Genomic DNA, 14245 nt, shown 5'->3' on the forward strand with positions numbered 1-14245 from the left:
GCTTTAGTATAATGAAGATGGAAGTGAGGGCTTATCATGAGCAAAGAAATTGAAATTGAATGTAAAAATATGGTCACCTGCCGCGATTTCTGCCGGCTTGCCCGGGCTTTTGGCATCGCGGAACATGATTTTAAACAGCAGGAAAACTTTTATTTTGATACACCTGATTTTGCTTTAAAACATAAAAGATCGGCCTTGCGTGTCCGGAAAAAAGCAGGGTACTTCCAGCTCACCCTAAAAACGCCGGAGGAAACCGGACTGCTGGAAACAAGCCAAATGATTGGCGAAAAGGTTTTTCAAAAGCTTAAAAATGGGAGCGGTTTTCCGGAAGGCGAAGTCATGGAAAAATTAATGGAACTAGAAGTGGCGCCAAGTAAATTGGTGTATTTTGGAAAACTTACAACGAAGCGGGCTGAAATCGCATATGAAGGCGGGCTGCTCGTATTTGACCATAATTTTTATTTAAACGAGGAAGATTTTGAGATAGAATATGAAGTAAGTGAACTGGAAACAGGCACAAAGCAGTTTTTAAAATTGCTGGAAACGTACGGCATCCCGCACCATCCGGCAAAAAACAAGGTTCTCCGCTTTTATGAGGCAAAAAGGAGCAATGAGAAATGAGTACAATCAGCCAACTCGCGTCTTTAATGGAACTGGAGGCGCTGCGGTCGCTTTCTCCCGGCAGCAATGCTGCTCAAACGGGCAACAGCACCTCCCTTTTTCAAGAGATGCTGTCAAGCTTTTTAGAAGAAGCAAAGGAAAATGAAACGGCTGCTGGCGCAAGCGGTAAAGACGAATCCGGGGTGTTATCATCCCTGGCAGCAACTTTAAATCCGGCGTTCAATTCATTGTCTTCTTTAACAGGGGAAAATCCGGTGCTTACCACGTTGCCTGCCTTTACGGGATTAAGCACTTTGTCCTGTAAAGCGACAGCAGCTACTGCGCAGGCAGGAACAAGCGCGGCTTTTTCCGCTTCTGCACAAAATTCAGCTTCAGAAAGCACGCAGACAACAGCCGCTTCCGGCAGTGGTGGAATCCCGGCGAAAATCAGCCAGGCGATTCAGCAAGCATCGGAAAAATACGGCGTGCCAGAAAAGCTCATTCAAGCTGTCATCAAACAGGAATCCGGTTATCGTCCGGATGCAGTGAGTGCGGCAGGCGCAGCAGGGCTGATGCAGCTGATGCCAGAAACGGCGGCCTCGCTCGGGGTAAGCAATGTACTTGACCCGGAACAAAATGTGGACGCCGGCACAAAGTATTTGAAATCTTTGCTGGGAAAATACGACCACAATGTCCAGCTTGCATTGGCCGCCTATAATGCAGGCCCCGGCAATGTCGACCGATACGGCGGTATTCCGCCATTCAAAGAAACACAGAAATACGTCTCATCGATTATGAATCATTTGGCATAACGATTAAAACCCGCCGCTCTGTGCGGCATTTTTTTATGGGGAAATTTCTGACTGGAGCCGATGAAGAACATTACCCGGTCAAGGCTCCGCTTTTTTGTCTTTCATTTGTCGTGTGGAGGACATTTTAATGGTTGGTGGCCCGCGCTTTGTCCTTCATTTGCCCGATGAAGGACATTTTAATGGTTGGTGGCTCACGTTTTGTCCTTCATTACCTCGATGAAGGACATTTCTACGGTTTCGAGCTCGTGTTTTGTCCTTCATTAACCCAATGAAGGACATTTTCACGGTTCGGGGCTCGTGTTTTGTCTTTCATTTGCCCGATGAAGGACATTTCAATGGTTGGTGGCATGCGTTTTGTCCTTCATCAACCCGGTGAAAGACATTTTCACGGTCTCGGGCTCGCGTTTTGTCCTTCATTTGCCCGATGAAGGACGTTTCAATGGTTGGCGGCCCGCGTTTTGTCCTTCATCAACCCGGTGAAAGACATTTTCACGGTCTCGGGCTCGCGTTTTGTCCTTCATCAACCCGGTGAAGGACATTTTCACGGTCTCGGGCCTGCATTTTGTCCTTCATTTGCCCGATGAAAGACATTTCAATGTTTGGCGGCTCACTTTTGTCCTTCATCACCCCGATGAAGGACATTTCAACGGTTTCGGGCATGCGTTTTTTCCCTTTTACAGATTCAAAAGGACGTTTCGGGCCTGTATGCAGCGTGTTCTGTCCTTTTGACAAGTTCAAAAAGACATTTCGGGCCTGGGTAGAAGTCAATTTGTCCTTTTGACGGTTTCAAAAGGACATTCCGGGCCCGGTTACGGTGCGTTTTGTCCTTTTTGACAAGTTCAAAAAGGCAGTTCGGGCTCAAACGTCACTCCTTTTGTCCTTTTGGCGACATCAAAAAGACAGTTTGAGCCCGGATGCAGCCTGTTTTGTCTTTTTGACAGGTTCAAAAAGACAGTTTGAACCCAGACGCAGCCTGTTTTGTCCTTTTGACAAGCTCAAAAAGACATTTCGAGCCCGAATGCAGCCTGTTTTGTCCTTTTGACAGCCCCAAAAAGACATTTCGAGCCCAATCGCCACTCCTTTTGTCCTTTTGGCGGCTTTAAAAAGACATTTCGGGCCCGGGTGCATCCTGTTTTGTCCTTTTGACAATTTCAAAAAGACATTTCGAGCCCGGGTGCATCCTGTTTTGTCCTTTTGACAGGTTCAAAAGGACAGTTCGCCGCCTCACACGCATACCTCTTGTTCATCCCGCCGCAATGAAGGACATTTCCCCGGTCACACGCATACATTTTGTCCTTCCCCGCCCCGATAAATATCATTACCACGTTTACATCCCAATGAATTGTCTTTCATCAGGCCGATCGCGCAGGTTTTCCAAAATAAATATTATGACACCTATTGCTGCAGGTCATAGGAAGCTGTGAAAGTTTGCCAAATAAAGCGGATTGTTTGAGTTATTGCGGCCCCCTTGATAAAATAAAGAACAAATGGCAGATATGTCGACAAAAATTTTAATGAGCAAACCTTTCCGTCGATTTTAAATATACGCAAGATAAAAACGAGATAAAGGAGCAGTTATTCTATGGTGGAAAAGAAAACTGTGCCATATGAGATCATTGGGGGAGAAAAACTTGGCCGGCTTGTTGATGCGTTTTACAAGCGGGTCGCCAAACATCCGGATTTAATCCCGATTTTTCCTGATGATTTAACGGAAGTTGCCAGGAAGCAGAAGCAGTTTTTAACGCAGTTTTTGGGCGGTCCCCCGCTGTACACGGAAGAGCACGGGCATCCGATGCTCAGGGCGCGGCACCTGCCACATGAAGTTACGCCTAAACGCGCCAAAGCATGGCTGTCCTGCATGAGTGCCGCAATGGACGAAACAGGGATTGACGGCGAATTCCGCGACTTCTTTTTTCAAAGGCTTGTCCTGACCGCACAGCATATGGTCAATACTCCGGATGATGTGCCAGGTGACGCAAATTGAAAAACATGATTGATTTAATGAAACATTCCAGCTGTTTTTCAAAAAAGCCGCTGGAAATCTACGTTTTTATCGATCCGCTTTGCCCGGAATGCTGGGCGCTGGAACCGGTTTTAAAAAAGCTGCGTCTCGAGTATGGCGTCTATTTCCGCCTCCGCCATGTGCTGATCGGAAAATTATCCAATCTGAACGACATTCCGAAAAAACGGGAAGCGATTGCGGATTACTGGGAAAAAACGGCGAGCCGCACCGGCATGTCCTGCGACGGCAGTTTATGGATTGAAAACCCGATTACGTCGCCTTATATCGTGTCGATTGCGATAAAAGCGGCCGAACTGCAGGGAAAGAAACAGGGATTGCGGTTTTTGCGGAAAGTACAGGAGCTCGTCTTTCTTGAAAAACGAAATATATCGGATATCCAAATTTTAGTGGATTGTGCAAAAGGCGCTTCCATCGATGTCGACGAATTTTTGCATGACATCCATTCCGAAAGCGCAGCGAAGGCTTTTCAGTGCGATTTGAAAATTACGTCGGAAATGGAAGTAACCGAAAGCCCGTCGCTTGTTTTCTTTAATGAACATATTGAAGATGAAGGATTAAAAATTTCCGGACTCTATTCTTATGATATTTATGTACAAGTTCTTCAGGAGATGCTGGGCAAAGAGCCTTCACCATTGCCGCTCCCCCCATTGGAGGAATTTCTGAAGTATTTCGGGTTTGTGGCATCAAAGGAAATTGCGGTGGTATACGATCTGCCGGTCCATGAAGCCGAAAAAGAATTGAAAAAGCTCGTTCTTCAGCAAAAGGTTCGGAAAATCGAAGGAAAGCACGGCTCATTCTGGAAATATATCAACTGACCCTTGTCTATGGCAGGGGATTTTTATATTTTAGGCTTGCTGAGCGAATCCGATTTTGAGTTTGATTTACGAAAATGCGTACGTTTGTCTTCTCCATGTGTTGAATCGACTTTCGCGTCCTGGATTTCCCATAAAATGCTTGCATTTATTTTTTCCAAACATCCTTGCCAAACCCTAAAAAAGAAAGAGGCCTTGCGTTTGCAAGGCCTCTTTCAACACGAACAAAGGGGATGGGAGAAATTTTTCACGGTCAAACAAAGGGGTATGTTTGCTTGTGATCAACTTCACATCTATATAATAACATCCCCCTATCCGGTATGCAAGTACTTGTTAAAGAGTTCACACATCTGTCAAATTTAAATTTTGCATACCGCGTCAGCCTGTTCATAAAATAGCACTGAAGCTGTGTAAATAACGGAAGACCGGGACTGTGTAAACCTGATGAAAGGAGCCTGGTGGATATGAAAAAATGTAAACTTATCGCACTTGCCGCCGGTTTCTGCGCTTTATTCTGCCTGAATCTGCTCGGCCTGATGAAGCTTCTCCCTCTTTTTCTCACGTCCACGCTTTTGTTCGCGGCCATCTTCGCGCTGCTTTTGCATGTAAACCGCCGCAACCGTTTTAAAGGGTTTAACAGGCGCCACTTGTAACAAGCGGCTTAAAAAACAACGCCGCGGGCCTGCTCCCTTATCTACAAAAAGTGTCCCATACAAAATGAGCGGTGGAAAAATTCCGCCGCTGTTTCTTTATCCGAGCAAGTTTTCCATTTCCGTTAATTTTTCTTCAAATACTTTTAATGCAACCGTTTTAAAAGATTTAACAGGCGGCAAGCGGCTTAAAAAACAACGCTTGCTACCCTGCTCCCTTATTTAAAAAAAGTGTCCCATACAAATTGAGCGGCGGAAAAATTCCGCCGTTGTTTCTTTATCCGAGCAAGTTTTCCATTTCCGTTAATTTTTCTTCAAAAACTTTTAACGCATCTTCGACCGGTTGGGGTGACGTCATATCGACGCCTGCTTTTTTCAATACTTCAATCGGATATTCCGAGCTGCCGGCGCTCAAATAGCCGATATAGCGTTTGACAGCCGGTTCCCCTTCTTCGAGGATTTGTTTGCTTAACGCGGTCGCGGCGCTGAAGCCGGTCGCATACTGATATACATAATAATCGTAATAAAAATGCGGAATGCGTGCCCACTCTAGCCCGATTTCCTGATCAATGGCGGTATCCGTACCATAGTATTTTTGGTTCAGCTTATAATACTCATCTGTTAAAAGTTCCGCCGTCAACGCTTCGCCATGTTGCGCTTTTTGATGGATCAGATGCTCAAATTCAGCAAACATCGTCTGGCGGAAAACCGTCCCGCGGAAACCTTCCAGATAATGATTCAATAAATAAATCCGCTGTTTCTCGTCTTTGATCGTTTTTAACAGATAGTCATTCAATAGTGCCTCATTGCACGTGGAAGCCACTTCCGCCACAAAAATAGAATAATCCCCGTACGGATACGGCTGGTTCTTCCGCGTGTAATAGCTGTGGACGCTGTGGCCGAGCTCATGCGCGAGGGTGAACACATTGTCAATATTGTCCTGCCAGTTCAGCAAAATGTACGGATTGGTCCCGTAAGCGCCCGAAGAATAGGCCCCGCTCCGTTTTCCCTTATTTTCCACCACATCAATCCAGCGGTTTTCAAACGCCTGTTGCAAAATGCTCCGGTATTCCTCGCCGAGCGGATGGAGGCCGTCAAGCACAATCTCTTTCGCTTTTTCATATGTTACTTCCATATCGGCGTCCTGGACAAGCGGCGTATACAAATCATACATATGCACTTCATCAAGCTGCAGCGCTTTTTTGCGCAGTGCAACATACCGATGCAGCAAACCAAGATGCTTGTTCACCGTTTCCACAAGCTGGTCGTACACTTTTTCAGGAATGTGGTTTGCCGAAAGGGCAGCTTCACGCGCCGAATGGTAATGGCGGATTTGCGCAACAACATTGTTCTTTTTCACCTGGCCGCTGAGCGTGCTCGCAAACGTGTTGGTGAATTTTTTGTAGGTTGCATACAATTTCTGGAATGCCTCTTTGCGCACGCGGCGGTCTTTGCTTTCCAGCAGGCGTGTAAAACGGCCGTGCGTGATCTGCACTTCATTGCCGTTTTCATCGATCACGGTCGGGAACTCAAGGTCGGCATTGTTCAGCATGCCGAAAGTGGTGCTGGAAGTATTCAGCACTTCTGAAACCTGTGCGAGCAATGCTTCTTCTTCCTTCGATAAAATATGCGGGCGCATCTCATTGATTTCTTCCAATGCGTGCCGGTACAATTGCAGCGGCTCATAAGCTTCCAGGAATTGGTTCAGTTTCGCTTCTTCAATCGAAAGAATTTCCGGCACCACAAACGCAAACGCGCTCCCAACCTGGGCAGCAAGGCTTTTTGCTTTGCTGTCTATCCCCTGGTAAAAGGCATTCGTTGTGTCCTGGTCATAACGCATATGCGCGTATGTATACAGCTTGCCGAACCTTTCTGTCACTTCATCCTGGAACTTTAGCGCATGATAAAGCTGTTCCGCGCTTTCGCCAAGTTTCCCCTGATAAGAAGCGGCATCGGCCAGCTTTTCTTTTACTGCTTGGTATTCTTTATTCCAGTCATCGTCGCTTGGAAAAATATCCTCAAGCCTCCAGGTTAATGCTTCACGAACCTCGTCCCGGCTTGGCAACGCGTGTACTTTTTTCCCATTTTCCATCAATTTTCCTCCATTCTTCACAAAAAATTCCTTCTTTTTTCATTTTAGCGTAACTCCCCTGATCCCGCTACTGTTCCGCTTTCCCGGTTGAAACACCGGCCCCGAGCACGGAAGACAGATGGCGCTCCATATGTTCAAGTTCTTCTGTATTTTTTGGCGCAAAAACATTTTTATTCATATAGTAGCCTGCTTTTCCTTTTGACCAGAGCCCTAATTGAACGAGCAGCTGCGCATACTCATAAATCATCGCTTTCGCCGCGTTCCTTTCGCGTACATACGGTGACTTTCTGAATGCAATTTCCTTTTTTTCCATCCTCACGGTAAACAGCCGCAGCAGTTCGTCCAGTGAAACCGCTGCTTTTGTCCGCAATGCGAAAAGGGCATCCAGCCATATATAGAATTGCCACTCGACCGGATGCTGTTTACAGGCAGCCATGTGCAAAAGCGGCAGGCCGATAAACGGCGGCAGGGACCCGGGGTGCATTCCCGCTTCATACACGTGCCGTAAAAACGGGTCTTGAAAGGCTTTTCCAAACTGAATCTTCAGGCCGATCCAGCGCCGCCTTTCCGCAAACCATTCAGGAAGCGGCACAGGGGCAGAAACAAATGAAAACTGGTCATCTGTAAACGGAAAAGAAAAGGCAGACAGCGGCTTTTCCGCGTAACAGGCGTGGAACGTTTTGGCGGATATGGGCGTCATGTGGGACAAGAGGCAGACCTTCTTTTTGCCGGGAGGATAGCTGAATAAATAAAAGTGGTGCCGGGTATGCCGTAAAAAAGACAACTGAAAATCGCTGCAACGGTACACGCTTTCCGCCTCTTTCCCTGAGGACCGGAAAGGCATACCGCCCAGTATCCAAACAGGCAAAATGCCGAGGTGCCTGTACCCTTCCGTTCTCTCCATCAGCCGCTCAAACGGGATCGGGGAACACTGGTATTCTATGGCAAAAAGCTGCCGGTATTTGCGCACCACAAGATCTGCCCTTTGCCGGATAGAAGGAAAATATTGTTCGAGGGAAACATCGAGCCCCTGCCCCCTCAACCATAAAAACAAGTCTTTTTTGCCTTGCAAATGCATCGGGCTTTCCGGTTCAGAAAATGTGGCACAAGTGGAATGGCGGTAATGGGAAAAATGGGGGGTGACACGGCTGCCGATTTTTAAAATGAGGGGTTCACGGCAGTCCCGACAGTAAAACGTATGGGAGGTTTTTAACTGCTTTAGATCCAATCTTGTAAAGCGTTCCGTCAGCATGATCAGCTCCCCCCGCTCGTTTAGCGCAGAAAGCAACGGCATCCTCTCCTTTTTTAACTGTAGGCGGGCCCTCTAGCCGGCAGTCCCGCTTTTGTTTGGCCGTGGCATTCGGTCGTATGCAGTTGCCGGCCTCTCCGCAAGCCTTAGATTGACCGGCCCTTATCTGTATAAACGCCATGCACAGCCGTATTGAATACATTCACCACCCGGGGCGAAAAATCCTGTTTGCCAGGATGAATTTTTTCCGGATAAACAAAAAAATCGATGCGTTTGCGCACCGATTTTTATCGATTAAAAGTACGAGTTTAATTTTGCAAATACATTGCTGTCAATGATCGGCTTTCCGTATTCCAGCAGACGATGGCTGGTGACAGAGGAAAGATCGGAATACTCCAGCAGCTGGCTTAACTTAAAGTCATTAGCTTCTTCCGTTACATCTTCCGGGAAGCGGACATACAGATAATATTTGCCTTCAAAGACGTACAGCTTCGTGCTGACGTCTTCCATCCGGACGTTTTTGGCCAGCGCCAGCAAATCTTCAAAGTCCTTGAAATACAAGACCTGTTCGAGCGGATCGCCATCCGTGAAAACCTGCTGCATCGGCGTTTGGAAGTTCTCGCTGAAAAATTCCTCAAGCTGGTCGCCGATTGGCAGTTCTTTCAGCTTCTCATCCGGAATCGGCAACTCAAAACGCTGTCCGTCTTTCGACAACTGCGCTTTCGTGACAAGCACTTCCAGCCCTTTTTCGAGCGCCTGCACCTGTATCCAAAGCGGGCCTTCCGGGTCAAATACATCGTCGTCCGTGTGAATCTCATCCATCATTTCCCAGAACAATTCTTCGCTTCTTTCCCGGTCATACCAGATTTCTTCACGATTAAACCCGCGTTTCTCTATATCAACGTACGAAATATAAAACTTCACCGTGTTCTCATTGATTCTTTCGATTTCCATACATCAACTCTCCCTTCTTGCAGATGTAGTGAAGGGACATGTTCCCCCATTCAGGTATAGGTAACCTTGTACTTTTATTTTATGATAAAATACTGGCAAATGGAAATAAAAAAACTTTCCTTTTTAAAATTCCACGCCGGCCCATTTCTTAAACATCCGGCAAAAAAGATCATTTACATCTTTTTTGTATTGTATCCGATTTGCTGCAGAAATTCAAGACAAAATTTTCTAAATACATATTCGTTATTTGACAATTTTATGACAAAAAGGTGAAGAAAACCTCCCGGGCCGGAACCTGGGAGGTGATTTGCCGGTTTACGCTTATAAAAGGCATCCGGCAAAAGAAATATTAAAAGTTGTCAATTGACAAGCCGTTGTGCTTCCCTTAGCTGGAAGGTCCGCACTTTCCGCGGCAGGAAGCGGCGGATTTCATCTTCGTTATAGCCGACCTGCAGCCGTTTTTCATCCACGATAATTGGCCTTCTTAATAAACCGGGGTTTTGCTGGATCAATGTGTACAATTCTTGGAGCGGCAGGGCATCCAGATCGACGTTTAATTTTTGGAATGTTTTCGAACGGGTGGAAATAATTTCGTCCGTCCCGTCTTCCGTCATCCGCAAAATCCCTTTAATTTCATCCAGTGAAAGCGGTTCAGAAAAAATGTTGCGTTCTTTATACTCAATATGGTTTTCTTCAAGCCAGTTCCTTGCTTTTCTGCATGATGTGCAGCTCGGTGAAGTGTATAATGTGACCATCTAGCATTCACACTCCTAAATTTTTATATTTGGATTCCCATTTGATTCTCACATTAAAATAAGTTTAATCAAACAATCTCTATTATGTATTATACACTATATCCGCGTGATTGAATATATTTTTTTGAAAAATAGTTTGTTGTATTTTTCCACCGGTTTAATAGTCTTCTTTTTCCCCAATTCTCTCTATTTAAACCACTATTCTTCATTTTTTTATAAAAAAAGTGAGAAGAAGAACGCATTTCAACCGGCATGCGTTCTTCTTCCCATTGAGAATGATTAGCCATGATAAGTTTTTTTGTACTGCTCGAGTTCCCTTTCTGAACAGTAAACAAAATGATGCGGTGCCACTTCGCGCATTTTTACTTCTTCGCCTTCCTTGTATTGATGGACGGACGGGTCGTAAATTTTCCGTTGCCGTGTCCGTTCATAATCAGGGTCCGGAAGCGGGATGGCGGATAGCAATGACTGTGTGTACGGATGATGCGGATGGTTATACAAATCATCGGCATCGGCCAGTTCCACAAGCTTGCCGAAATACATGACGCCGATCCGGTCGCTAATGTATTTCACCATCGACAAATCGTGGGCAATGAACAAATACGTTAAATCATGTTCTTTCTGCAGTTTTTTCAACAGGTTCACGACCTGTGCCTGAATCGAGACGTCCAGCGCGGAAATCGGTTCGTCAGCAATAATAAATTCAGGATCGACCGCAAGTGCCCTGGCGATTCCGATCCGCTGCCTTTGCCCGCCCGAGAATTCGTGCGGATAGCGGTTGGCGTGTTCTTTGCTTAAGCCGACTGTTTCCAGCAGTTCATAAACGCGGTGCATCCGTTCTTCATTTGATTTTGCAAGCCCGTGGATATCAATTCCTTCCGCAATGACATCGGCCACTTTCAGGCGCGGATTGAGGGAAGCATACGGGTCCTGGAAAATCATTTGCATTTTCCGGCGAAACTGTTTCAGTTCTTTATGGGACATTTTGGCATGGACATTTTTGCCGCCATACAAAACTTCTCCTGCCGTTGCATTGTAAAGGCGGATAATCGTCCGTCCGGTTGTCGATTTGCCACAGCCGGATTCGCCGACAAGTCCGAGGGTTTCGCCTTTGTAAATATCAAATGTAAGATCATCGACAGCACGGACTTCATTTGCTTTTCCAACATTGAAATATTGTTTTAAATGTTTGACTTCGATCAGTTTTTCTTTCACTGCCATCTTACTTCCCCTCCTCAGCCGGTATCGGGCGCACATTTCCTTTAAACTTGTACATCCGCTTTTTCACGGCTTCCGGCGGCTCTACTTTCGGGGCATCCGGATGCAGAAGCCATGTTGCGGCATAATGCGTGTCCGACACTTTAAACATCGGCGGCTCCTGCTCCAAATCGATTTTAAGTGCGTACGGATTGCGCGGCGCAAAGGCATCCCCTTTTGGCGGGTTCAATAAATCCGGCGGGGTGCCCGGTATCGCGTACAGTTCTTCATCCTTGACATCAAGGCTCGGCATCGAACTGATCAGTCCCCATGTGTACGGATGTTTTGGATTATAAAAAATTTCATCCACGGTTCCGATCTCGACAATTTTTCCGCCGTACATAACGGCAACACGGTCTGCCACATTCGCCACCACGCCCAAATCGTGCGTAATAAAAATAATGGAGGTATCAATTTTAGACTGCAGTTTTTTCATCAGTTCAAGGATTTGCGCCTGAATCGTAACGTCAAGTGCCGTTGTCGGTTCATCCGCAATTAAAATTTTCGGGTTACACGCCAAAGCAATCGCAATGACGACCCTTTGCCGCATCCCGCCGGAAAACTGGTGAGGATACTGTTTGACACGGATTTCCGCATTCGGGATGCCAACAAGCTTCAAAAGCTCAATGGCACGTTTTTTTGCTTCACTTTTATGCATCTTCTGGTGTTTCAAAAGCGGCTCCATAATCTGCTTCCCGATTGTCATGGTCGGATTTAAAGACGTCATCGGATCTTGGAAAATCATTGAAATCTCTTTCCCACGGATCGATTGCATCTTTCTTTCTGACGCTTTGGCAATGTCGACGTCGCCGAACAGGATTTGCCCCGACTTGATTTCCGAATTGTTCGGAGGCAACAGTCGCATAATCGATTTCGTCGTCACCGATTTTCCTGAACCGGATTCCCCTACGATGGCCAATGTTTCCCCTTTATATAAATCAAAACTCACACCGCGGATCGCTTTTACTTCACCGCCAAAAGTGTGAAAGGATATATTCAGGTCTTTCACTTGCAAAATCTTTTCCATTCGGCTTCACCTCATTTCTTAATCGCGCATTTTCGGGTCAAATGCATCACGCAAACCGTCTGCCAGCAGGTTGAAGGCGACAAGCAGCAAACAAATAATCGTGCCCGGCACTGCCATCAAATACGGCAGGAACTGGAATGTCTTATAACCGTCTTCAATCAATGTCCCGAGCGATGCAGCCGGGGACTGGAGCCCGATCCCGATGAAACTTAAAAAGGCTTCGAAGAAAATTGCACTTGGAATGGTGAACATGGTATTGATAATAATCACCCCGGTCAAATTCGGGAGCAGATGTTTAAATAAAATCCGCATGTTCGAAGCGCCAAGTGTTTTTGCCGCCAATACATACTCCATATTTTTCAGCTTTAACACCTGGCCGCGAACAACCCGTGCCATATTCAGCCAGCCGGTGATTACCATCGCAATCGTGATCGAAAAGATTCCCGGTTTAAAGATCAAAAGCATTAAAATCACGACAATCAAGTTCGGAATACCGGACAAAATTTCAATAATCCGCTGCATCACGTTATCGACCTGCCCGCCTTTGTATCCGGATATGAGGCCGTAAGAAACGCCGATGAGCATATCGATCAACGCCGCAAGGAAGGCAATATATAAGGAAATTCTCGTTCCTTGCCATGCCCTTGCAAACAAGTCGCGGCCGAGGGCATCCGTGCCGAACCAGTAATACGTATGAATATGGTTTTGTTCATACATGTTCACTTTTTGCCCGCCAACCGTCTGGGACCCATCAAAAATGCCGAGCTTTTCAATCACAGGAATTCTTGGCGGCAAATTCGCCCTGGAAGTATCTTGTGCGTACGGACCCGATTTGGAAAGATGCGGCCCAATAATCGCCATCAAAATTAAAATCACAATCACAAACAGACTGGCAACCGCGCCTTTGTTTTTGCGGATCCGCATCCATGCATCCTGCATAAAGGACAGTTGCGGTTTGGCGATCAACTCACTTTGTTCGCGATCCGGGGCTGCGGGTTCAAATAATTCTTTCGGCAATGTCTCTACGTTGTTGTTCATGATTTATTCCCCCCGGCCAATCGAATTCTCGGGTCAATGACACCGTATAAAATGTCGACAACTAATGTAATCAAAACTAACAGGAATGAGAAAAAGAGGGTTGTCCCCATAATAATCGGGTAATCATTCATTTGAATGGATTTAACAAATTGTTCGCCAATCCCGGGAACAGCAAAAATTTGTTCCACAACCATCGATCCGGTCATCAAGTTAACGGCAAGCGGCCCAAGCACCGTAATAAGCGGAATCAGCGCGTTCCGGATCGCGTGCTTAAAGGCGATTTGCCCGTAAGAATTCCCTTTTGCTCTCGCCAGCGTAATGTAATCGGAACCGAACACTTCAATCAGCTCCGTTCTCATAAACCGTGCAGCTGTTGCAACCGGAAAAATAGCGAGCGCAATCGTGGGCAATATGGAAGAGGCGAACCCATCCCAAGCTGCAACCGGCAGCCATTGCAGTTTCGCGCCTATCGCATATTGCAGGACTGCGGCAAATACAAACGAGGGAATGGATATACCGAGGACCGAAAGAAATGTGCTTCCGTAGTCAATCCATGTGTTTTGAAACATTGCCGCCAGTACGCCTAGTAATATGCCAATTAACGTGCCGACAATCATGGCCTGAAGCCCCAACTGCAAGGACGGACCCATCCTTTCCACAATCAGCTGCGTAACCGGCTGGTTGTCAAACTGGAAAGAAACGCCGAGATCCCCTTTCAGCAAATTCACCATATAATTTTTATACTGGACAGGCAAAGATTCATTCAGCCCGTATTTCTGGTTCAGGATATGAACCTGTTCCGGTGATAATTTTTGCTGGTTCCGGAACGGGGTCCCCGGCAAAAATTTCATCAGGAAAAACGTAAAAGAAGCAATAATTAATAAGGTAATGCACAAATAAATAATCCTTTGCACAATGTACTTCGTCACACGTGACACCTCCCAAAGAAAAGGAATGTTTAAATTTTTCACATAAA

13 protein-coding genes are annotated in these 14245 nt (G+C 46.2%); 5 read left to right on the forward strand and 8 right to left on the reverse strand.

Annotated elements, in window-relative coordinates; genetic code table 11:
* The first annotated feature begins 36 nt into the window (after positions 1-36).
* From ABR335_RS12520 to ABR335_RS12540, 5 genes are all read left to right on the forward strand, one after another.
* The gene (locus ABR335_RS12520; RefSeq protein ID WP_104851318.1) at positions 37-621 is read left to right on the forward strand and encodes a CYTH domain-containing protein; all 585 of its coding nucleotides are present in this window, start codon (positions 37-39) and stop codon (positions 619-621) included.
* Positions 618-1412, forward strand: coding sequence for a lytic transglycosylase domain-containing protein (locus ABR335_RS12525; RefSeq protein WP_104851317.1), 795 nt, complete (start codon positions 618-620; stop codon positions 1410-1412). The genes ABR335_RS12520 and ABR335_RS12525 overlap by 4 nt, the downstream gene beginning before the upstream one ends.
* A 1582-nt stretch (positions 1413-2994) precedes the next feature.
* Positions 2995-3396, forward strand: coding sequence for a globin (locus ABR335_RS12530; RefSeq protein ID WP_014095722.1), 402 nt, complete (start codon positions 2995-2997; stop codon positions 3394-3396).
* A complete protein-coding gene (locus tag ABR335_RS12535) occupies positions 3393-4250 on the forward strand; it encodes a ClpXP adapter SpxH family protein (protein WP_014095723.1) in 858 nt (285 codons plus the stop codon). Before ABR335_RS12530 ends, ABR335_RS12535 begins: the two co-directional genes overlap by 4 nt.
* Before the next feature lie 461 nt (positions 4251-4711).
* On the forward strand, positions 4712-4900 hold the full coding sequence (locus ABR335_RS12540) for a hypothetical protein (protein ID WP_014095724.1): 189 nt from the start codon (positions 4712-4714) through the stop codon (positions 4898-4900).
* 274 nt (positions 4901-5174) lie between these two features.
* On the opposite strand, the gene pepF is transcribed toward ABR335_RS12540, so the two are convergent.
* The 8 genes from pepF to opp3b all read right to left on the reverse strand — a co-directional run bounded on the left by pepF (position 5175) and on the right by opp3b (position 14198).
* The gene (gene pepF, locus ABR335_RS12545) at positions 5175-6989 is read right to left on the reverse strand and encodes an oligoendopeptidase F (protein ID WP_014095725.1); all 1815 of its coding nucleotides are present in this window, start codon (positions 6987-6989) and stop codon (positions 5175-5177) included.
* 67 nt (positions 6990-7056) lie between these two features.
* The gene (locus ABR335_RS12550; protein ID WP_225620976.1) at positions 7057-8283 is read right to left on the reverse strand and encodes a competence protein CoiA; all 1227 of its coding nucleotides are present in this window, start codon (positions 8281-8283) and stop codon (positions 7057-7059) included.
* 249 nt (positions 8284-8532) lie between these two features.
* Complete coding sequence (gene mecA, locus ABR335_RS12555; protein WP_014095727.1) at positions 8533-9192, reverse strand: adaptor protein MecA; 660 nt, start codon at positions 9190-9192, stop codon at positions 8533-8535.
* Between the two features lie 359 nt (positions 9193-9551).
* The gene (gene spxA, locus ABR335_RS12560; RefSeq protein ID WP_013858789.1) at positions 9552-9947 is read right to left on the reverse strand and encodes a transcriptional regulator SpxA; all 396 of its coding nucleotides are present in this window, start codon (positions 9945-9947) and stop codon (positions 9552-9554) included.
* 279 nt (positions 9948-10226) lie between these two features.
* Positions 10227-11168 (reverse strand): ABC transporter ATP-binding protein, encoded by a 942-nt coding sequence (locus tag ABR335_RS12565; protein ID WP_013858788.1) that lies wholly within the window; start codon positions 11166-11168, stop codon positions 10227-10229.
* 1 nt (position 11169) lies between these two features.
* The gene (locus ABR335_RS12570; protein WP_014095729.1) at positions 11170-12231 is read right to left on the reverse strand and encodes an ABC transporter ATP-binding protein; all 1062 of its coding nucleotides are present in this window, start codon (positions 12229-12231) and stop codon (positions 11170-11172) included.
* Positions 12232-12249: 18 nt separating this feature from the next.
* Entirely contained in the window at positions 12250-13269 is a 1020-nt protein-coding gene (opp3C, locus tag ABR335_RS12575) for an oligopeptide ABC transporter permease (protein WP_014095730.1), read from the reverse strand.
* Positions 13266-14198, reverse strand: coding sequence for an oligopeptide ABC transporter permease (opp3b, locus tag ABR335_RS12580; protein ID WP_014095731.1), 933 nt, complete (start codon positions 14196-14198; stop codon positions 13266-13268). Before opp3b ends, opp3C begins: the two co-directional genes overlap by 4 nt.
* Between the last annotated feature and the right edge of the window lie 47 nt (positions 14199-14245).

Origin of the sequence: Heyndrickxia faecalis (assembly GCF_040267745.1) — a bacterium.
Taxonomy (GTDB): domain Bacteria; phylum Bacillota; class Bacilli; order Bacillales; family Bacillaceae_C; genus Weizmannia; species Weizmannia faecalis.

Excerpts from the sequence above, each read along its gene's own strand:
- ABR335_RS12540 (WP_014095724.1), top strand. The coding sequence starts at position 4,712 with ATGAAAAAATGTAAACTTATCGCACTTGCCGCCGGTTTCTGCGCTTTA.
- opp3C (WP_014095730.1), bottom strand. The coding sequence starts at position 13,269 with ATGAACAACAACGTAGAGACATTGCCGAAAGAATTATTTGAACCCGCA.
- ABR335_RS12530 (WP_014095722.1), top strand. The coding sequence starts at position 2,995 with ATGGTGGAAAAGAAAACTGTGCCATATGAGATCATTGGGGGAGAAAAA.
- mecA (WP_014095727.1), bottom strand. The coding sequence starts at position 9,192 with ATGGAAATCGAAAGAATCAATGAGAACACGGTGAAGTTTTATATTTCG.
- ABR335_RS12565 (WP_013858788.1), bottom strand. The coding sequence starts at position 11,168 with ATGGCAGTGAAAGAAAAACTGATCGAAGTCAAACATTTAAAACAATAT.
- pepF (WP_014095725.1), bottom strand. The coding sequence starts at position 6,989 with ATGGAAAATGGGAAAAAAGTACACGCGTTGCCAAGCCGGGACGAGGTT.
- ABR335_RS12520 (WP_104851318.1), top strand. The coding sequence starts at position 37 with ATGAGCAAAGAAATTGAAATTGAATGTAAAAATATGGTCACCTGCCGC.
- ABR335_RS12550 (WP_225620976.1), bottom strand. The coding sequence starts at position 8,283 with ATGCCGTTGCTTTCTGCGCTAAACGAGCGGGGGGAGCTGATCATGCTG.
- spxA (WP_013858789.1), bottom strand. The coding sequence starts at position 9,947 with ATGGTCACATTATACACTTCACCGAGCTGCACATCATGCAGAAAAGCA.
- ABR335_RS12525 (WP_104851317.1), top strand. The coding sequence starts at position 618 with ATGAGTACAATCAGCCAACTCGCGTCTTTAATGGAACTGGAGGCGCTG.
- ABR335_RS12570 (WP_014095729.1), bottom strand. The coding sequence starts at position 12,231 with ATGGAAAAGATTTTGCAAGTGAAAGACCTGAATATATCCTTTCACACT.